The following is a 19,209-nucleotide window of genomic DNA, read 5'->3' on the forward strand; positions in this document are numbered from 1 at the left end:
ATGACAATCCACTCCAAACCGGAGGAATTCGTCATTTATGTATCTGCTGGTTTTGCCACAGCGCCTTATTTCCTAGATGCTTTCGCCGCGGAACTAGCTTCTCGTTTTGAACAAGTCGGTTCACGTGTCCAAGTCGTTATCCATTATCCATATGGCGATTGGACGCGGCGAAAGCAAGTGCAGCTCCGAGAAATTACCAGTGATCTATGGAACAATGCACATCGAAAAAGGTCTCATTATGGCGGCAAAAGCTTGTTGAAGTTGATCAACGACAACCTGGTCCCTGGCCAGCAACTGCTGCTAATTGGGCATAGTGCAGGGGCTGTGGCTTGTATTCTGGCGGCCGATGCCCTTATGAAAGAGGGGGTTTCCATCCTCGGTGTGGTCCAAATCGGATCGCCGAAATGTGCGATTCCTCCCTCGTTAAAGAACCGTGTCCTTTATCTTGATGCTGCTAATCAGTTGGATAAATCCAATGATCCAGTACCTAGACTGGGCACATGGGGTGGCTGGATGAGAACGCGCTTGGGATTGCGCCGTTGGAATGGCATGAAACATGCACCTTCTCATCGACAAACTTTACCGTTAATAGGTGGGCATGCCGATTATTTCAGAGATCACAATCCCTATATATGGAATGAAGCAACGAACCTGCAAACCACAATGAACACGATTTGGACTTGGTTACAACGAATAGAAAAGGATGATGAACATGATTGAAATTCTAAAGGCAAGCATGGAACACAACAAAGAAGAAGGTTACCTCGGGCAAGTGCAATTCAAGGTGGAAGGCCACGAGCACCCGTACGAAATTACCCTGCAAAGCAAACGAGGTAAAGATGACTGGAGCTATGCGCTTCACTTTTTACAGGAATCAGGAAAAGAAGAGGATATTGAAGCTGTTGAAGATTTGTTGGAAGACGACGAATGGTTTGATTTGCTAGTGGACGCAGCTCAAAAAAACCTAGTGAAGGAATAATCATTCTGTTACATATCGATCGTTTGGATAGGAGAAAACACCGATGGATCCTGAGGTAAAGGCAACGCTCAAGATGAGCTATGATCAACAGGCTCGATTGCGGGCTGGGGATACAGTTCAGTCGTGGAAAGTAGATGAGATGGATCGTTTTTTGGCTAGGCTTCAGGCAGATGATAAGGGTACTGGGCAACGGATTTTAGATCTTGGAAGCGGTCCTGGCCATCAAGCGATATATTTGAAAAATCATGGATGCCATGTCTCTTGCGTTGATTTATCCGATGAGATGGTGAACATTTGCCTTCAAAAAGGACTTGAAGCCTTTGTCATGGATTTCTACACCTTGGAATTGGAGCCGGAGTCGTTTGACGCGATATGGACGATGAATGCCCTGCTTCATGTGCCAAAAGATAGTCTCCTGCAAGTTCTGGCCAATATAGAGCGAGTGCTGAAGCCAGACGGTTTCTTGTACATAGGCCTGTATGGCGGGTACGAAAGCGAAGGGATTTGGGAAAATGACTCGTACAGACCTCAGCGGTTTTTCGCCTTCTATGAAGATGAGCACATTCAGAGAATAGTAAGTGAAGTATTCTACATCGAACACCTTTCTGTTCTCCCGATGGAGGGCATGCAGGCCGATTATCAATCGATTTTTGCCAGGAAAACGCAACAGAAACCTCTCTCAGGACCAAAGTAGCACAATCTTCAGCTTTTTTTATGAAAAGTTAAGCCTAATTAGTTCAGAACTAGTTGAACTAATTAGGCTTATTTTTGGTTTCGATGGGCTTGAAAAGAATTTGCTTTGTTCGGATCAAGTAGGGCTTTATCTGAATTAACATTAAGTTCTCTGACCATACTGTTATTCAATGAGAGAACCCTGGTACATTGAGACGAGGTGCAGAATTTTGCTGTTCATGACAATCGCATCAATCTTAGCCAATCTGATCGTCTGGCTTATGCCTAAGCGACTGACTCGCCAAGAAATGTACAGTACTTGGTTATTCATGGTGTTTATTACACGCTCCACGGATCAGTTGTTAGACCTTGTTTTACATCTTTATGATCAACTTGGTCCTGGCATACAATGGCAAGTTGTTGTGATCCAAACTGTTTTTCCAGGGGCGGTAGGTATTATAATCTTAAACTTTATGCCACTGAGTAGATTCAAGTTTTTCGCTTATTTATTTGGATGCACGCTATTTTCTATTTTCTTTGAATGGATAGCCATACGTGTCGATTATTTGACCTATAATAATTGGTCAATGTGGTATTCGGTTGGTGTGTATATCATTGGGGTTATCATGCTACGCATTCATCTTTCTTTTTTAAGGAGAAATAGCAAAGCCTAATGAATAATAGTCAAGGACTTGACCCCTTGTTAAAAAGAAGAGTCATGCTGCATTCGCAACATGACTCTTCTTCATTTAGAACAATCTCCTAGCCGTGACAAATCGTTTCTTCCATTTTTCATCGAAGTCTGCAATGTGAACGCCAAGCTCTTTCGAATAAGTATGAAGGATTTTCCCGTTTCCCGCATAGATGCCTACGTGGCCGATATCTAGCCCGCGAGCGCTGAAGAACAGTAGATCGCCTTTACGTATTTGGTCGAGTTCGATTTCTTTCCCTTTCTGGGCTTGGTCATAGGAGACTCGCGGCAGATCGATAGACAGTACTTCGTTAAAAACATGCCGGACGAAAGAAGAGCAGTCGAACGTATTGGTTTGGCCTGAAGCGGCACCGAACTCGTAAGGGGTTCCCAGGAATTTGGAACCGTAGGCGAGTAACTCATCGGCTTTCTTTTCGGCCAAAGCGGAACTTGTGTAATCGGTATACATCGATGCAGCCGAGATGAAACCAATTGTATCGTCTTTGGTCTGTACCTCCAACCAATTTGCGTCGATTTCTCGGATTACGTGGATTCTCTCGTTTTTCGGAAGAATTCGGAGCACTTGGGTTTCCGTATCTTTTGCTGGAGAGTCACGCAGGTTGACGCCGTATTCAATAGTAGTTTCATAGTCATGAGCGGATGAAATGGTAATCGAACGGGAATATTCATGCCATTTCACGATATTGCCAAGTGTTTCGCTAATAAATCGCACCGGAACCATAGTAAACCCGTCGATAATTTTGCCTGGCACGGGCATCTCCAGCCGTTCTTGGTTTTTATAAGCGACTGTTTCTCCGATTCGGTATGTAAGGACGACGTCTTTATTAATGGCAGTAACCGTTCTTGTGGTCTCATCCCAAGAAATTTTTGCACCCTCAGCCTCAAAAATGGCACGCATCGGAACAAGGCTGTAGCCGGTTTCGATCACGGGAGGAGTCTGAAAGGACAACGGATGCCCGTCCAGAAATACAGTAGGCGATGGATTCACCTCGGCTTGTGCCGACGTTGTTTGGAGAAACATCATGGTCAGCAGCGTAAACACTGTGCCTGTAAGAAAGCTGGTTTTAATCTTCATGTTCATACACCCTTACTAAGTTTTCTTTGGTAATATATAGACGCATCTGCGTGGGTGATAGTTGCTTTCCAATTTGTGGTAACTATTTCAACGAGAAATAATAGAAACGATAGAAAATTAATTAATTTGATAAGCCTATATGTTAAAATGTGGGTAGCATTTTATTAAATCACATCCAAAACAAAGGAGCAGAATGATGAATCAACACACAACGAGATCTCAACAAATCACTGCATTTGCTGAGAAGAAAGTTACCTGGCTGGAACTTTTCTATGATCTGCTTTTTGTAGCGGCAGTTTCAAAGGCTAGTCATGTTTTATTACATGTCGAAAATGGATCAATTCCAGTTGAATACTTAGTCAAATTCGTTCTCATATTTATTCCGATTTGGTGGGCATGGGTTGGGCAATCCCTCTTTGTAAACCGGTTTGGACGGGATATCTTATCTCACCGAATATTTCTGATTCTGCAATTATTTTTTGTTCTCATCATGACGGCCAGTCTATCGGTTAATTTTGACCAATATTATGTCCCATTTTTAATAGGTTATATTGGTTTAAGAGCGATGACAGCCATCCAATATCTTTCGGTACATAAAAAAGAAGAAGCGCATAGAAAGATCGCAGCCCGTTATTTAGGTAGCCGCTTTTGGATTGGATTGGTGATATCTTCTTGCTCACTTTTCTTCGACTCGTGGATTCGTTATGCCGTTTTGTACGCAGGCATTTCAGTAGACATTTCGCTCCCATTAATCGGTCGGCAATACTTGGTGAAAAGCCCTATAAATACGCATCATCTATTAGAGCGCTTTTCGTTGTTTACACTCATTCTTCTTGGTGAATCCGTAATCAGTATACTTGCAGTCTTGCAGTCTAGTGACTGGACGTGGCAATCTATTGTATTTGCGACCCTCACTTTTTTATTAATTATTGCTATGTGGTGGCAATATTTTGACAATGTTGAAAAGAAAGTGAATAAGACATTAGAAACAGCAGGGCAAACAATCATATATGGCCACTTATTCATTTATTTATCCATGTGTATGATTGCAGCATCGATCCAATTGTTATTTTTGAAACAATTAAATTATTCATTTATGCTAAGTTTTGTTTTTGGATCTGTACTGCTTTACTTTTTCTCAACCACGTTGGTTTTTCATAAATATCGACACGCACATCAAAGACTAGGTATATCTCACTTAGTGTTATTGGCAGGGTTACTTGGGATATTTTTCACGCTGGATATGTTTTTTCTTTTACCAAATTACATGATTATTGGAGAAGTGATGCTGTTCTTTGGCGTATATGCGAAATTAACGACTTGAACTTTAGATGAATGAACCAAGACAAACATCGTGCCGAGTCATATCACCTTCCTCATATAATGTGGGTAGTTTATTATCCCTAGCATATGAGAAAGGATGATGACATTGGTCAGAAGACGAACGATATCAAGCTTAGATAATGATATACAAGTTCTGAAGAGAGATGTTAAGAAGCTTGAACTGCCTATAACCTCAGGCAGAATAGCAAGTAGGGCGGTAACGAGAAGGGAACTTGCTCCAAGAGCTGTTAGTGGATCCAAGATAGCAAGGAGAGCCATCACATTAGACAAACTTGCTCCCAGCGTGGTTAACAATATCACATCAAACGTTGTGCAATTGATTGGTGCTAGTGCATTAAACGTCGCAACAGCGGCTAGTCAAGGTGCGTTAGGATCACAAGGGCCTGTTGGATCGACTGGTCCACAAGGTCCGCTAGGTCTACAGGGTTTACAAGGTCCACAAGGACAGGAAGGTCCTATGGGACCGGCCGGAGTACCAGGACCAACAGGTGCTCAAGGACTCCAAGGAGCGCAAGGTCTTGAGGGGCCGACGGGATCCTCTGGTATTGTCGATGTTCGATTCGCGGGAAGCAACCTTCCTGTCCCATTTACTATTATCCAAGGATCGGGAGATGCTGCGACAGAATTAATTCTACCGCCAATTACATTGCTCGCTAATCAGGTGGTCAAATTAGATGCGTTTGCGAATATTAAATTTATCATCGTTCAAAATTATTCGGTGGATAGCTCCATTTCCAGAAATCAAGGGGACATCGTTACATCAGATAGTGCCGTAATGATCCAAAATCAGGATCAGCCCTTTTTTCCGCAAGCAGCTGTAACGACTTCTTTGACTTGGGTGGATAATCCTGGTCCAGGAACCTATAGTTACTCGTTTACAATCGCAGGATCAGCTAACGGCATAACAGGAGCATCTATAAATAGTAGGGGATTAACCGCTATGATTATTACTGTAACACAGTAAGTAATTAATAAGGTTATTGGAAAAAATGGAAATAAGGCTGGACACAACTTGTGTTCAACCTTATTTTTAATATATGTAAAATTTTAGTGGAAGAACATTGGACTATCGGAAAATGGTAGTCATATGAAAACCAAATTATCAAAGGGGGACCATTTTATGAAAATAACGGATGTTCCATTCTGCACAATTGACTGGAGTGAAATAAGCGCTACCCAACATCCTGGAATTGAAGGTGATGCTTATTGGCGTACATTTGAAATGGGAAACATAAGGGTGAGAATGGTAGAATATACGCCTGGTTATATAGCTGACCATTGGTGTAATAGAGGTCACGTTCTGTTAGTACTAGAAGGTGAGCTGTATACCGAACTTTCAGATGGAAGAGAATTTAAACTCACCCCAGGAGTCAGTTATCAAGTGGCTGATGATGCAAACCCACATAGATCTTATACGAAAACTGGAGCTAAATTATTTATTGTAGATTAACAAATGCTGTCACTATTACGCTATTCTGCTTATAACTGTTTCTTTTGCCAAACAGCATCGAGCTCGGGAAGAAGGAATACACTCTCCTGTTCATTTGGATCAGTTCGGGCAATCAGAGCCGTGCAGGACTCAGTCTCACTTGGATTATAGGGGAGATGAGGGATCCCTGCTGGGATGTATAGAAAATCCCCCGCATCCAACTCCATATGCTGTTCAAGCTGCTCACCATACCACATTGCAGATTTTCCTTGAAGCATATAAATGGCTGTCTCATGATCTTGATGAAGGTGAGCCTTTGCTCTTTTTCCTGGCGGTATAGTCAATAAATGCATACAGATCCCTTGTGCACCAACGCTTTCCTTTGATATGGCTTCGGCATAATCAAGACCTTGTTTTCCATGATAAGTTCGAGACGAACGGATAAGTCGACAAGTACTCTTTTTATCCACTAAGTTACGCACCTCCTTAAGATTCAAAATATTAACTTTACGGAGAAATGATGTCAGTGAAAGGAGAATGAATGAAAACCTCTATTTATTTTATTCGGCATGGGTTAGCCCCATTTTCAATTGAACATGAACGAGCAGGAGGCTCTAGTCTTTCTGAACAAGGAAAATTAGACGCTATGAGAGTGGCAGAGATATTAAGTAACGAAGACATAGATGTTATTGTTTCAAGTTCATATTTTCGAGCAACAGAAACGGTTAGTCCGTTGGCAGAGCTATTAAAGAAAGAAATTATTCCATACATAGAGCTTACCGAGAGACCAATTGCTAGCCTGAATTACGCAGTATCCGAAGAGGAATTATTAATTGCAATTGAACAATCTTTTGTCGATATTGATTTTTGCATGCCTGAAGGAGAAACAACAAGACAGGCGCAGGAACGGGCTATACCATTAATTAAGAAATTACTGTCTGACTTTGAAGGCAAGAAAATCGCTATAGGTACACACGGAAATATAATGACGATCATATTGAATTATTTTGATTCTAATTACGGATTCGAATTTTGGAAGAAGACCACTAAACCTGATATTTATAAACTAGAATTTGAAGAAAAGGAATTAAAGCTTGTTGAGAGGTTGTGGAATCAATGAAACCATCCGGTCATCAACCAGTAGTGTAAATCAGTACGATTCATTTATCGGTCGGAGAACTGATACCACACACGTACTTTGGCATAAATCGTTAATTGTCCCGGTTGGATCGGGGTGACAGCACTTTTGGAAAGCATGGTAGTTGCATAGGGGATGGGTTCGGCGGTTTCGGTAATTTCTTGGATTTGACTGGGGACTGTGATAAGAGTAACTCCTAGTGTATTTGCGATAGTAACAGCCTTTTGACGGGCGTTACGAATGGCAAGCGATAATGCTTGATTCTCGTAAATTTCTGGCTGTGATGTCGTAAACTTAATATCGGTGATGTTATTAGCGCCACTTGCAACTGCGGTATCAACGAGAATTCCTGTCAATTCTACCTTATCGTTGGTGATTTGTAAGAGATGGGTTACTTTATAGCCTCGAAAAATTTGCTTACCATCATGATAATCGTATTGAATTTCAATTCCAAAATCGTACGTTTGTATCTTTTCCCGGGGGATGTTTAGTTTTAATAACGATTGAATGATAGTGGTTACGATTTTTGCGTTTTCGGTTTGGACAGCAGGTAAGACAGGACCTTCGGTTATGGCTCCCAGCACCACTAACGCCCTGTCGGGAGCTGCAGCCGCTCTGCCTGTACCTAGGACTTCTATTGTAGGTGGGCATTTATATTGAGAAAAAGAGGCCGACTTATTAACTGGATAATTGCACATAGAAGGACTCCTTTCAAGTGAAGGGCATATTCTAATGTATGGAAATAAACGGACTAAAATTCTTGATTAAATAAGCAATATCGCTGGTGTGCAAAGGGGGAGAACTGTGGATTGGACAAAATTAAAGGAAAGTAAATTATTACGTCTGGAACAAATAGGTGAATCTCTAAGGAAAACAGGTAAAGCTAGGGCGCTCATCGGTTTCGGATCCATGGCAGAGCAAGAGCGAGTAGATGCTTACTCAGATTTAGATTTTTTGGTTATACCAAAAAAGGGATTCAAAACAGAACTTATTGAAAATTTGGATTGGCTAACGTCGATCAGTCCTGTTGGATATTACTACCAGTTTACTGCCGATGGGTACAAGCTTTTCTATAGGGACGGGATATTCTGCGATTTTGGAATTCTTGAAGCCTGTCTGCTACCAGACATATTCAAAACATTCGCACTAGATAAGCTATTAGCTTGCTCGCGGATATTTACGAGTGAAGAAGCCTGCTTTAAGGATCCTTTTCAAAATGAGCGGCGTTATGAGCAGAGATTCCCTATATTTGCTGCCTCCTTAACGAGAATGATACAAGGTTATGAGCGTTGTCCTGAATCAGCCTTAGAAATTATTTCTTTTTTAGAGGAACACACTCCTATCAATCCATTCATGAAGAAGATGATTACAGGAATAGCTGAGGACCTTATAGCCAAAAGATCATCATTTAACGTAGAGTAATCTGTTGCTGAAGCAGCAGGTTACTTTTTTTGGATCAACTTCTAGTGAAGAGGTCCAACACTATTGAAGTCTCAATTCAGCATGTGGTCCATATCTTTTAGTAAGATCTTGTTCTTACGAAAGGATGGTTAAAATTGTTGTATTCGCCTCATTTGATTACACGTAGAATCATGCCAGAAAATCAAGAATTCCCAATGCTGTCACTTTCCAGTCGAATCACGCCTGAACATCTGTTTTATATCCGAAACCATTTTCCATATCCGAATGTGGACATGCGAACTTGGGGACTTTCTATTGAAGGAAGTGTAAATAAACCAATTCATTTTCGGTATCATGATCTCTTGAAAATGCCTCAAGTTACACTGCCTGTAACGCTCGAGTGTGTTGGAGATAAGAGATCATTTTTTCAACCGAAAACTCGCGGCGAGCAATGGGGACTAGGGGCAATTAGTCATGCTGTTTGGACAGGGGTTCGACTTCAAGATTTATTGTATGTATCGGACGTTCAAAGAAATGCACGTGAAGTGGCGTTCGAGGGTATGGATAAGGGTGTTCGAACGGATATGCCAGGCGTGTTTTCCTATACAAGAAGTTTAACTCTCAAACACGCTCTGCATCCCGATACCATTGTAGCCCTTTACATGAACGGAAAACCTCTACCCTTCCGTCACGGTTATCCAGCTAGATTAATTGTTCCAGGATGGTATGGAATGGCTTCAGTCAAATGGCTTCACCGTATCGTCGTAATGGAGGAGCACTTTCAAGGACCTTTCCAAGTCGTAGATTATGTCTATGATCGAAAACCATCAACTCCAACTACTCCCGAACCGGTTACTTCCATTCGCCTCAATTCGACCATTGCGGGTCCAACAGATCAGGAGGTATTGGCAAAAGGGGAGAATTGGGTATGGGGGATGGCCATATCTGGCAGTGATCCAGTCGTTCTGGTAGAGATAAGTACGGACATTGGAAACACTTGGCACGCAGCATCTTGGTTGGATCAGCAAGAAACTTATTCTTGGAGGCGTTGGTGTTGGAAATGGACGGTAACGGAATCCGGAACCTACGATATTAAGATCAGAGCTAAGGATACAGCAGGTAATATTCAAAGCGAAATGGCAGATTGGAATGTAAAAGGTTATGGCTATAATGCGATTCAGCATATACGAGTGTATATTAGCTAATCTTTTTATTCGTTTAATACGGGCGTTGTGCTACACCTTTAAAAGCAGTGCTTTCCTCGTCAAGGGGCGTGCTGCTTTTGTTGTACCTATGCTAAGCTTACCCTTTTTTATTTGATTGCTTCAGCTTAAGCGCGTTTTTCGCGCTTACATATAGTACATCTCCCCCTACCGTATATGTACATACAAGTTGAGCAAATGATATAATACGGTCAGAATTAATACCTGAGGTGAATTATGAAAGAAAAGCAAATGCCAAAATACTTACAGCTCAAACAAGAAATCTTATCGTGGCTTCATACCGGGAGGCTGAAACCGAATGATCAAATGCCATCGGAAAATGAAATAGCCGAGCAATTTCAGATGAGCCGTCAAACGGTTCGTCAGACGTTCGGCGAGTTAGAGCAAGAAGGCTGGCTGTATCGGATGCAAGGAAAAGGGACATTCGTTTCCACGCCCCAAACCCAAAAAAGTCGGGATGTTCAAACCATTGGCATTCTGACAACTTATATATCTGATTACATTTTTCCTCATATCGTAAGAGGAGCGGAGTCTGCATTGCGCGAGAGAGGATACAGACTACTCTTGTCTTCCACTGACAATGATAAGGGAAAAGAGAAGGAAAGCCTCGACATGATGATGAGTCAGCCCTTAAGCGGTCTTATTATTGAACCAACCAAAAGCGCGGAAGGCAATCCGAATTTAAGCTATTACCTCTCCTTAGACTATCTACATATTCCTTATTTGATGATTAATGAGCGGTACCCTGAGATGAATTGTCCTTCTTTGGTCGTGGATGATGAAGAGGGCGGATTCAAGGCTGCTCAGCATTTAATTGAGCTTGGGCATCGCCGTATTGCTGGGTTTTTCAAGACCGATGACTTGCAAGGGATTAATCGGTTGAAAGGGTTTATTCGAGCTCATCATCACTATCAAATCCCGTTGCTGCCGGAACTCGTCATTCATTATTTGACGGAGGAGAAAAGACAAAAACCCTACGAAAGCGCAATAACGATGCTAGGTCAGGCGGATGAGCGGCCAACGGCTTTCGTTTGCTACAATGATGAGATAGCTATTCACCTACTTGAAGCTGTACGTACAACAAGCCTTCAAGTGCCACAGGATATCTCGCTGGTCGGTTTTGATGACTCTTCTTTAGCAACCGCAACAGAAGTCAAGCTAACGACACTTTCGCATCCCAAAACGGAAATGGGAGCTGATGCAGCTAAGATATTGATCGATATGATACAGAATAAACGAGCAAATGGAAGTGAAATGGGGAAAGTCTATAAACCAGAATTAATCGTCAGGGAGTCAACCATCCAAGTTTCACTTTCTTAAAAATTCATCTAGTCAACTTGTACGTACAAGTGATATACTGAATTTAGAAACAGCTGAATATTTGAAGGAGGCTATCCATGTCTAAGATATAAGCGATTGGTGTTGACTATGAAACGGAATCTGGCCGTGCCGTACTGGTCGACTTGAGTGATGGAACTGAGGTTGCCGATCATGTAACGCCATACCCGCACAACGTTATTGATGAGAAACTGCCTGTATCTGAGATCAAGCTTGCGTATGATTGGGCTTTGCAGCATCCCCAAGACTACATTTTTGTATTGACACAGTCTGTTCCAGCGGTTGTGCAGGCATCCGTACATCTTTTTTGAAGGTGACAGTTTTTTTCTACGACGGAGCAATTAACCAGAATAGACGTTTAACGGACCTGGATGCCGTTAACTGCCTATTTGGAGCGATGATTTCGAGGTTACGGACTTCAGCGCCGTTATTCGGTTTCAATCTATCTTATTTTCATAATTTGAAGTAGATTAAGGGCTGTCGAGTCCATTAGATTTTCAAATTCAATCTTATTCGGGGATTAACATCGCTCCAGTCCTTTAGCCGGCAAAGATGAATCTGAAGTTGATTTCACACCCATTTCCTTACTCAACAGCTGTATGTTGATTGGTCAGTCGCAGTTTTTTTTCGTACCTATATAGAAAGTCACATTTATCATTGTTTGCGTTATTTTCATCCATTGACTTCCTTGATTCACATGCTTTAGAGTAAATTCATATAAGCCTGTCCAAATTTAAAGGCACAGCTATCTAGGAGGTTAACGCGAAATGACGACGAAAGCGTTTGAAGGAACATACCAAGGAGAGAAAGTCATTTGGTTACAAGCTGGCCGTTATGAAGCAGCTGTTTTACCGGAAATTGGGGCCAATCTAATTGCTTTTAGAGATACTGAAAAAGAATATCGCTTTTTGCGTGAGCCTGCAATGGAAGAGATGGAAGCTTTTAAAGAACGTCCGATCGTGCACGGGATTCCGGTATTATTTCCACCCAATCGGTATGAGGACGGGAAGTTTCCTTGGAAAGGCAAAGTCTATGAATTTCCGATCAATGAACCGAAAACAGGAAATCACCTACACGGTTTTGTACACAATATTCCATGGGCTGTTGAGAAATTTAGTAGAGATGAATCTGAGAGTCGTGTTACTTTAGCTTTACGCGTAAGAGAAGGGCATTCGGTTTATGCGTATTTACCTCATGAATTCACGATTCGCTTGACTTACACATTGAATGCACATGGTTTACATCAGCATGTATCCGTACATAATGAAGGCAAAGAGGCAATGCCTTGTTTGTTAGCGTATCACACGACGATTAATGCACCTTTTGCTCCGAACAGTCAGGCTTCTGATTATGGATTCAAAATGACAATCGGCAACCGCTGGAAAATGAGTGAAAGAATGCTGCCAACAGGTGAGTATCAGCCATTGTCAGCTGAGGAAGAGAAGATGAAAGTAGGCGGCTTGTCGCCGTTCTTTGAATCCATGGATAATCACTATACAACCTCGCCGCAAAATGGTCGTAACTATATGGAGTTGACAGATTCACGCGAAGGAATCAAACTGGTTTATGATGTAGGGACTTCCTACAAACAGTGGATGATCTGGAATAATGGCGCTTCTGAAGGTTTTTTCTGCCCAGAGCCGCAAATGAATCTAGTGAATGCACCGAACGTTGATCTCCCGGCTGATCAAATTGGACTAGTTTCCTTGGAACCAGGCGAAATTTGGGAAGAAACAGGACGTCTTTATACGATTGAATTGAACAAATAAAATAGTGACTTTGATCTCCGACCAAAGATCCCTAAATAGCCCCTTTGACGCATGGAGTGAATCTGACGTGATGATCTGCTTGTGGCGAGGGGCATTTTTATCCGGAAGAAAGGGCGCGGTACAGTTGGAAAATAATGAAGGCTCGGAAAAGGAACAGCTTCTAGATCAGATCAAAAAATTAACATTAGAAAACGAGAGATTGAAACAAGAAATCGCGAAACTACGCGGAGTTAAGCGTCCATCTTCGGGCTCCATGGATAGTATGTCTACGAAATTGAAAGAAGCGTTGAGAGAGTAATCGTAAAGCCTATCTGTGATCACTAAAAAAGAAGTCTCTTGGAGAGGGTTGAATCTCCAGGAGATTTTTTTTATGTCAAAATACCAAAGAAAGTAACCACTGCCCCCTATCAAGTCCGCCGCAGATATGATAATTTCTATACCAAACAAACAACAGAGCGGATTACGCTCTTGGCTCAAACCAAAGGGATGTGAGGGGCGGTTGGGTTAGTGACAAGTTAGACCAAGGCAGGAAAGTAACATGCCATGAGCGAATGGGTTTTGAATACATCTTATCCATCAAGGAGATTTCGACTATGAATTTATTAATTGTGGAAGATGAAATCCGACTCAGAAATGCACTAGCTAACAACATTCCCTGGGACAAGCACGGAATAGAAGTCGTCGGGCAGGCTGGAAACGGAATGGAAGCGCTGCGGCTGATCGACCGTAAAAAGCCTGATATTATCTTGCTGGACCTACAGATGCCGGAGATGGACGGGCTGACTTTAGCAAGACAACTTCGCCAAGCCGACCCTTTGTTGAAAATCATTGTTCTCAGCGGACATGACGATTTCGCATACGCTCAAGAGGCATTGGGGCTTGGCGTTATGAAATATTTGTTAAAACCGGCAGGAGACGAGGAGATTTTGGAGACGGTGCTCGAAGCGGCCGATCGGTTGAAGAGTGAGCTTGAGCAGCGCCATAACGAGGATGAGCTAAAGCATAAATGGAAGCTGCATCTTCCGCAGCTGGTCAATGAATTTTTCCAGGGGTGGCTGAACGGGAAGTACGAACCTTGGGAGCTTGAACAGAAAAGCAAGGATCTCCAACTGGATTTACAAAAAGATGCCGAATATGCTGTTGCCGTAGTCGATATGGACCCATTGTCGGAGGATGAAACCCGATTCAGTAAGAAAGATATTTCGCTACTGCAATTTTCACTGAGCAGTATTGTGAAGGAAACGTTGCTGGCCACTCCTTGTTGGGTGTCTACCGATTATGCGGGCTGCACGGTCGTTGTGTTCCAACTTGATGGAAATGAAGAGCCCGGAGTTGCCCTACAGAAAGTCAATGCGGTGACCGAAAAGCTGCTTTTAACTGTACGAAGCTGCCTTAGGCTAAGTGCAAGCGCAGGGATTAGCGGGATAACAGGCGGCCGAGAGGATATGAACAAGCTGTATGTCCAGGCGGTTCGTGCGTTACAGAATCGGATTGTACTGGGCTATGATCTGGCGATCCCGTACCGGGAAGAGCAGGGGAGAGAACCTGAGCTGTCATTTCAACCAAACCTGGAGAAGGCGCTGGAAATCGCTCTAGAAACAGGGGAAGGTGACAAAGCGATCGAAACCTTAACTGCCCTCTGGGACGGCGGTATGGCCAAAGCGGAAACGGTAGAAGACATGCATGAGCACATCCTTTATTTCACTAGCCTCTTTATTTGCATGATCCAGAAGCAGGGCTGGCCAGTGAGGGAAGTGGCCGGTGAGGATTACGTGTATTTCCACAATCACTTGGAGCTGGCCGCAAAGGAACAAATTCTATTTTGGCTGCAGCGGATGATTAGGGCGTATTTAACCTATGCCAGCCAGAGGCGGAAATCGACGAGTCATGGCATGATCAAGACCATATTAAGTCTGGTCGAAAATGAAATTGATCAGGAAATGACGCTGCATGCTGTCGCTGACCGGCTGTATGTTAACTCTTCCTACCTAAGCCGTCTCTTCAAACAAGAAACAGGAAAAGCCTTCTCCACCTATGTACTGGAACGTAAAATGGAGCGGGCCAAGGCAATCCTGCAGGAGGGAGCACGGGTATATGATGCCGCTGCTGGAGTCGGGTATAGGGATGTGAGCTATTTTACAAGAGTATTCCGCAAATATTGGGGCGTGACGCCCGGGGAAGTTCGTCATTGAATTCCTTGCAAGCCGTTTGGCAGCCTTCTCAGTTGATCTGGGAAGGTTTTTTTACCACATAAGAAAGTATAAGTTTTCGGTTCCAGAAAATTGCTTTCTTATTGGCGATAAAACCTACCTCTAAACGCGGTCGCTCATCTTTGAATGGCCTCGATAGAGGTTTTCTCATATGTCAGACGCGAGAAGTTATGAAAGTACCAAAACAAGTAATATTCCTCTAATTCGCAAAAAAACGGTGGGTGATAAACTAAATCTAAGAAAGACAGGTAAGAAGGAGGAGACACCTTGCGAGAAACGACCACAACGACGGATACTCTCATATTAACAAAGAAAAACGGTAAAAAGAGCTATAGACGGCAATTGTGGATTGATATCAGGAAAGATTGGGATTTGTATCTCGCACTCATTCCCGGCATCGCTTTTCTACTGCTGTTTAAGTACACGCCGATGTACGGGATTATCATCGCTTTCAAGGATTTCAATATTTTCGATGGTATGGCCGCAAGTCCATGGGTCGGGTGGAAGCATTTCGATAAATTGATTTCCTCCGCCAGTTTTTTGCAAGTTTTCCAGAACACCTTGATCATTTCTATTTATAAAATCGTATTTCTCTTTCCGCTCCCAATTGTGGTCGCCATTTTGCTTAACGAATTGAAGAACATGGCGTTCAAAAAAAGCATACAAACCGTCGTTTACCTGCCTCATTTCCTTTCTTGGGTTATCGTCAGCGGCTTGTTTATCGATCTGCTTTCCACGAACGGCGGTATCGTCAACAAAATAATCGTTGCCATGGGCGGCGAACCGATCCGCTTTTTCCTGGACAGCCATATTTTCCGCTCGGTTCTCATCAGCACGGCAGGCTGGAAGGAGACCGGCTGGAACACGATCATATACTTGGCGGCTTTGGCCGGCATCGATCCGGGGTTGTACGAAGCGGCCAAAATAGATGGCGCGAATAAATGGAAGCAAATCATCCATATTACACTGCCTGGTTTGATTCCAATTATCCTGCTCATGTTCATTCTTCGTCTCGGCTATGTGCTCGAAGCGGGAACTGAACAAATTCTCGTTATGTATAACCCAAGCGTATACAACGTCGCAGATGTTATTGGCACCTTTGTTTATCGCATAGGTCTTGGTGAACAGGATTACAGCTTCTCAACCGCCGTAGGAGTATTCGAATCCGTAGTTGCGTTTATTTTGATCTTAACGGGTAATGGATTGGCCCGAAAGTTTTTCGGACGAGGTATCTGGTAAAGGGCGAACAAAGCTTATGCTTACGATGTTAGTTTTGCTAAAGCAAAACTTTTAGGAGGAACAGCTATGCATACAAAAGGCATCTTACAATCACCTGTCGGCAGAAGGTCTGGAGCCATCCCAACATCTCGTGGCGAGAAAATCTTCACAGTGGTCAATCATGTTTTCTTTATTCTGCTGGGACTTTCCACTATCTTTCCGTTCATCAATCTCATCGCCAAATCGCTTAGCAGTGAGGCGGCGGTCGTTTCAGGGATGGTTACCCTGTACCCGATCGATTTTCAGGTAGGGACTTACAAGTATGTGGCGAGCAATTCTTTATTCCTGAATGCGTTTATGGTTTCCATTACGGTGACGCTGGTTGGTTCGCTGCTCGCTTTATTCATGACGACGCTAGCCGCTTATCCGCTTTCCAAGCCGAGGCTGCGGGGACGCAAGTTTTTTATCATCATGTACCTGTTTACAATGCTGTTCAGCGGTGGATTGATCCCGACTTACCTGCTTATGCACGAACTCAATCTTATCGATAAACTGCCGGTGCTCTTCCTGCCATTAATGATTAATGTGTACAACATGCTCATTGTCAAAAGCTATTTCGAAAGCCTGCCTGACAGCCTTGAAGAATCGGCGAAAATGGATGGGGCCAGCAATATGACGATCCTTGTGCGCATCATTTTGCCGCTGTCGATGCCAGTGCTGGCAACCATCGCATTGTTCTACGCGGTTACGTTCTGGAACGATTACTTTACGTCTCTTATCTATATCAACTCAGTAGAAATGAAGCCGCTGCAGCTTTATTTAAAGGAATTGTTCGTCTCTTCGACGGATGCCTTCATGCGGACCAATGTTGACGCATCGTTGAACGTTTCACCGCAGTCGATCCAAGCGGCTTCCATCATTCTGGCAACAATGCCAATCATATTCGTGTATCCGTTCCTGCAAAAATATTTCGTGAAGGGTGTTCTGGTCGGCTCCGTAAAAGGCTGAATCTCACAAACAAAACTTGAAGGGTGGTGGTGGGCAGGCTCAAAGATGGTTCCATGAAATTTGGTTTTACGCACTTCTCCATACTCAAAAGAACGAAAAAGGGAGGCTCTTTCATGGTAAAAAAATTTTTAGCTCTGATGTCCATCACGACTTTGGCAGCGTCTATCACCGCTTGTGGCGGAAGCGGCCAAACGGCAGGCAATACCACAGCGCCGTCTGCGTCCACAGCTCCAGTTGCAACTGTAGATACCAACAAGCCGAAGCCAGAATTCAAGGCGCTGCTGCAATATGCGCGTTTTGATCCCAATGCTGAAGTCGTGGCGAAGTTCCTGAACGAAAAAACCGGCTACAAAGTTACCTACGACATGCTGCCGGTCGAGAACCCAGACGACAAGCTTAATCTGCTCATGGCCAACAAGGAGAAATACAGCTTCATGCTGCTCAGTGGCCCACAGTATTCCAGACTCTCATCTTCCGGCGCGTTGGAGCCGATTGATGAGTTTGTGAACAAATATGGCACGAACATGAAGAACGTTATTTCCCAAAACTCCTGGAACGGGGCGAAGCTGAACGGTAAAATTTACGGTATTCCACAGACCGGATCAGGTACGATCGTCAACACAGCGCTGATCGTGCGCCAGGATTGGATGGATGAACTCGGACTTAAGGCCCCGACAACACGCGATGAGCTGTACAACGTGATGAAGACAATTAAAGAGAAAAAGAATGTCATGGCGTTGTCCGGCGGTAAATCTCCGCTCGTGCCTGAAATCATGCCGACCTTCGGACTCACGCTGGTTCAATCTACCGCAACGACCGGCTGGCAGGATGTTAACGGCAAACTGGTCAATGTGGTAGAAAATCCGAACATGAAAAAGTATTTAGAGTTCATGAAGAAGCTTTATTCGGAGAAATTGATTGACCAGGAATGGTCTCTCAATCAGGCGAACAAAGTCATAGAGAACTTCACGAGCGGCAAAGCGGCTATGATCTCAAACGGCTACTTCAACGCGCCTACTGTACAAAATGCACTTCTGAAAAACACGCCTAACGCCAAAATCGCAAGCCTTCCTTACCTGAAAGGCGATGACGGCAAAGTACAAGTCATGGGTTCCGCAGGTATCAGCTATTACGTAGGTATACCGAAATGGGCTGAAAACAAGGAAGAGATTATCAAATACCTGGATTTGAAGCTCGATAAAGACATTCACAAGGAAGCGACGATCGGAAAAGAAGGCGTTCACCACAAGGTGGAAAACGGCAACTACTTCCCGATTCTGCCGATTTTCAACGACCAGTATAATAACGCTTCTTCGTTTCTCACTGGCGTGGATGAGAAAAACTACCCGATCTACTGGCAGGCCCGCGTTCGTAAAGATCCTATCCTGACCGATGCATTTAACAAAAATCAGGAAGCTGCCAAAGGCAACATCGTCGTAGATCCGCTCTCTTTTGCACCTCCACTTGAAGCAATCGGTAAATACAATTTAAAACTGCAAAAGTTGATGGAAGACACCTTCCTGAAATACATCACAGGTGCAGAACAGCTCGAAAATTATGATAAATTCCTGGCTCAGTGGAAAACAGATGGCGGGGATGAAATGACGAAAGCTGTCAACGAATGGTACGCAGCGAACAAGAAGTAATTTTAAGGCGCAATATTCCCCTGCGGTTCACGCCGTGGGGGTTTTAT

The 19,209-nt window shown here is 43.4% G+C and carries 20 protein-coding genes and 1 pseudogene; 18 read left to right on the forward strand and 3 right to left on the reverse strand.

The window, feature by feature from the left end:
- From ASD40_RS07600 to ASD40_RS07615, 4 genes are all read left to right on the forward strand, one after another.
- Complete coding sequence (locus ASD40_RS07600) at positions 1–720, forward strand: alpha/beta hydrolase (protein WP_057302710.1); 720 nt, start codon at positions 1–3, stop codon at positions 718–720.
- Positions 713–979, forward strand: coding sequence for a hypothetical protein (locus ASD40_RS07605; RefSeq protein WP_082562114.1), 267 nt, complete (start codon positions 713–715; stop codon positions 977–979). Before ASD40_RS07600 ends, ASD40_RS07605 begins: the two co-directional genes overlap by 8 nt.
- 43 nt (positions 980–1,022) lie before the next feature.
- Entirely contained in the window at positions 1,023–1,673 is a 651-nt protein-coding gene (locus ASD40_RS07610) for a class I SAM-dependent methyltransferase (protein WP_057302712.1), read from the forward strand.
- Positions 1,674–1,881: 208 nt separating this feature from the next.
- Positions 1,882–2,325, forward strand: coding sequence for a hypothetical protein (locus ASD40_RS07615; RefSeq protein ID WP_057302713.1), 444 nt, complete (start codon positions 1,882–1,884; stop codon positions 2,323–2,325).
- Between the two features lie 75 nt (positions 2,326–2,400).
- Here the strand turns inward: ASD40_RS07615 and ASD40_RS07620 are convergent, their stop codons facing one another.
- Positions 2,401–3,438 (reverse strand): stalk domain-containing protein, encoded by a 1,038-nt coding sequence (locus ASD40_RS07620; protein WP_057302714.1) that lies wholly within the window; start codon positions 3,436–3,438, stop codon positions 2,401–2,403.
- A gap of 196 nt (positions 3,439–3,634) precedes the next feature.
- Here ASD40_RS07620 and ASD40_RS07625 point away from each other — a divergent pair, with 196 nt between their 5' ends.
- From ASD40_RS07625 to ASD40_RS07635, 3 genes are all read left to right on the forward strand, one after another.
- Positions 3,635–4,762, forward strand: coding sequence for a low temperature requirement protein A (locus ASD40_RS07625; protein ID WP_057302715.1), 1,128 nt, complete (start codon positions 3,635–3,637; stop codon positions 4,760–4,762).
- Between the two features lie 105 nt (positions 4,763–4,867).
- Positions 4,868–5,746: a collagen-like protein gene (locus tag ASD40_RS39050; RefSeq protein WP_156389928.1), complete on the forward strand. Its 879-nt coding sequence runs from the start codon at positions 4,868–4,870 to the stop codon at positions 5,744–5,746.
- Positions 5,747–5,902: 156 nt separating this feature from the next.
- Positions 5,903–6,232 carry a DHCW motif cupin fold protein gene (locus ASD40_RS07635; RefSeq protein WP_057302717.1) on the forward strand — a complete coding sequence of 110 codons (330 nt, stop codon included), beginning with the start codon at positions 5,903–5,905 and terminating at the stop codon, positions 6,230–6,232.
- Between the two features lie 29 nt (positions 6,233–6,261).
- Here the strand turns inward: ASD40_RS07635 and ASD40_RS07640 are convergent, their stop codons facing one another.
- Positions 6,262–6,681, reverse strand: a complete 420-nt coding sequence (locus tag ASD40_RS07640; protein WP_057302718.1) for a cupin domain-containing protein — start codon at positions 6,679–6,681, stop codon at positions 6,262–6,264.
- A gap of 71 nt (positions 6,682–6,752) precedes the next feature.
- Here ASD40_RS07640 and ASD40_RS07645 point away from each other — a divergent pair, with 71 nt between their 5' ends.
- Positions 6,753–7,331 (forward strand): histidine phosphatase family protein, encoded by a 579-nt coding sequence (locus ASD40_RS07645; RefSeq protein WP_057302719.1) that lies wholly within the window; start codon positions 6,753–6,755, stop codon positions 7,329–7,331.
- Between the two features lie 44 nt (positions 7,332–7,375).
- Here ASD40_RS07645 and ASD40_RS07650 read toward each other — a convergent pair whose 3' ends face one another.
- Entirely contained in the window at positions 7,376–8,047 is a 672-nt protein-coding gene (locus ASD40_RS07650) for an SIMPL domain-containing protein (RefSeq protein ID WP_057302720.1), read from the reverse strand.
- Between the two features lie 106 nt (positions 8,048–8,153).
- Between ASD40_RS07650 and ASD40_RS07655 the strand changes: the two genes are divergently transcribed.
- The 10 genes and pseudogenes from ASD40_RS07655 to ASD40_RS07695 all read left to right on the forward strand — a co-directional run bounded on the left by ASD40_RS07655 (position 8,154) and on the right by ASD40_RS07695 (position 19,162).
- Positions 8,154–8,771, forward strand: coding sequence for a hypothetical protein (locus tag ASD40_RS07655; protein WP_057302721.1), 618 nt, complete (start codon positions 8,154–8,156; stop codon positions 8,769–8,771).
- 134 nt (positions 8,772–8,905) lie between these two features.
- Positions 8,906–9,955, forward strand: coding sequence for a sulfite oxidase (locus ASD40_RS07660; RefSeq protein ID WP_057302722.1), 1,050 nt, complete (start codon positions 8,906–8,908; stop codon positions 9,953–9,955).
- A 234-nt stretch (positions 9,956–10,189) separates the two neighbouring features.
- Complete coding sequence (locus ASD40_RS07665; protein WP_057302723.1) at positions 10,190–11,293, forward strand: GntR family transcriptional regulator; 1,104 nt, start codon at positions 10,190–10,192, stop codon at positions 11,291–11,293.
- A 95-nt stretch (positions 11,294–11,388) separates the two neighbouring features.
- Positions 11,389–11,607, forward strand: a pseudogene (locus ASD40_RS36285) (ribulokinase); the annotation flags it as partial.
- 471 nt (positions 11,608–12,078) lie between these two features.
- A complete protein-coding gene (locus ASD40_RS07670; RefSeq protein WP_057302724.1) occupies positions 12,079–13,080 on the forward strand; it encodes an aldose 1-epimerase in 1,002 nt (333 codons plus the stop codon).
- 67 nt (positions 13,081–13,147) lie between these two features.
- Positions 13,148–13,378, forward strand: coding sequence for a hypothetical protein (locus ASD40_RS07675; protein WP_156389929.1), 231 nt, complete (start codon positions 13,148–13,150; stop codon positions 13,376–13,378).
- 295 nt (positions 13,379–13,673) lie between these two features.
- Positions 13,674–15,272 carry a response regulator gene (locus tag ASD40_RS07680; RefSeq protein WP_057302726.1) on the forward strand — a complete coding sequence of 533 codons (1,599 nt, stop codon included), beginning with the start codon at positions 13,674–13,676 and terminating at the stop codon, positions 15,270–15,272.
- Between the two features lie 285 nt (positions 15,273–15,557).
- A complete protein-coding gene (locus ASD40_RS07685; protein WP_414858738.1) occupies positions 15,558–16,529 on the forward strand; it encodes an ABC transporter permease in 972 nt (323 codons plus the stop codon).
- Between the two features lie 66 nt (positions 16,530–16,595).
- On the forward strand, positions 16,596–17,516 hold the full coding sequence (locus tag ASD40_RS07690; protein WP_057302727.1) for a carbohydrate ABC transporter permease: 921 nt from the start codon (positions 16,596–16,598) through the stop codon (positions 17,514–17,516).
- Positions 17,517–17,629: 113 nt separating this feature from the next.
- A complete protein-coding gene (locus ASD40_RS07695; RefSeq protein WP_057302728.1) occupies positions 17,630–19,162 on the forward strand; it encodes an extracellular solute-binding protein in 1,533 nt (510 codons plus the stop codon).
- Positions 19,163–19,209 lie beyond the last annotated feature (47 nt).

The sequence above is a fragment of the Paenibacillus sp. Root444D2 genome (genome assembly GCF_001426375.1).
In the GTDB taxonomy this organism is placed as follows: Bacteria; Bacillota; Bacilli; order Paenibacillales; family NBRC-103111; genus Paenibacillus_E.

What these genes read in the sequence shown, in the direction of transcription:
- ASD40_RS07600 (WP_057302710.1), top strand. Translation starts at nt 1, where the DNA reads ATGACAATCCACTCCAAACCGGAGGAATTCGTCATTTATGTATCTGCT.
- ASD40_RS07605 (WP_082562114.1), top strand. Translation starts at nt 713, where the DNA reads ATGATTGAAATTCTAAAGGCAAGCATGGAACACAACAAAGAAGAAGGT.
- ASD40_RS07610 (WP_057302712.1), top strand. Translation starts at nt 1,023, where the DNA reads ATGGATCCTGAGGTAAAGGCAACGCTCAAGATGAGCTATGATCAACAG.
- ASD40_RS07620 (WP_057302714.1), bottom strand. Translation starts at nt 3,438, where the DNA reads ATGAAGATTAAAACCAGCTTTCTTACAGGCACAGTGTTTACGCTGCTG.
- ASD40_RS07625 (WP_057302715.1), top strand. Translation starts at nt 3,635, where the DNA reads ATGAATCAACACACAACGAGATCTCAACAAATCACTGCATTTGCTGAG.
- ASD40_RS07635 (WP_057302717.1), top strand. Translation starts at nt 5,903, where the DNA reads ATGAAAATAACGGATGTTCCATTCTGCACAATTGACTGGAGTGAAATA.
- ASD40_RS07645 (WP_057302719.1), top strand. Translation starts at nt 6,753, where the DNA reads ATGAAAACCTCTATTTATTTTATTCGGCATGGGTTAGCCCCATTTTCA.
- ASD40_RS07650 (WP_057302720.1), bottom strand. Translation starts at nt 8,047, where the DNA reads ATGTGCAATTATCCAGTTAATAAGTCGGCCTCTTTTTCTCAATATAAA.
- ASD40_RS07665 (WP_057302723.1), top strand. Translation starts at nt 10,190, where the DNA reads ATGAAAGAAAAGCAAATGCCAAAATACTTACAGCTCAAACAAGAAATC.
- ASD40_RS07670 (WP_057302724.1), top strand. Translation starts at nt 12,079, where the DNA reads ATGACGACGAAAGCGTTTGAAGGAACATACCAAGGAGAGAAAGTCATT.
- ASD40_RS07680 (WP_057302726.1), top strand. Translation starts at nt 13,674, where the DNA reads ATGAATTTATTAATTGTGGAAGATGAAATCCGACTCAGAAATGCACTA.
- ASD40_RS07690 (WP_057302727.1), top strand. Translation starts at nt 16,596, where the DNA reads ATGCATACAAAAGGCATCTTACAATCACCTGTCGGCAGAAGGTCTGGA.
- ASD40_RS07695 (WP_057302728.1), top strand. Translation starts at nt 17,630, where the DNA reads ATGGTAAAAAAATTTTTAGCTCTGATGTCCATCACGACTTTGGCAGCG.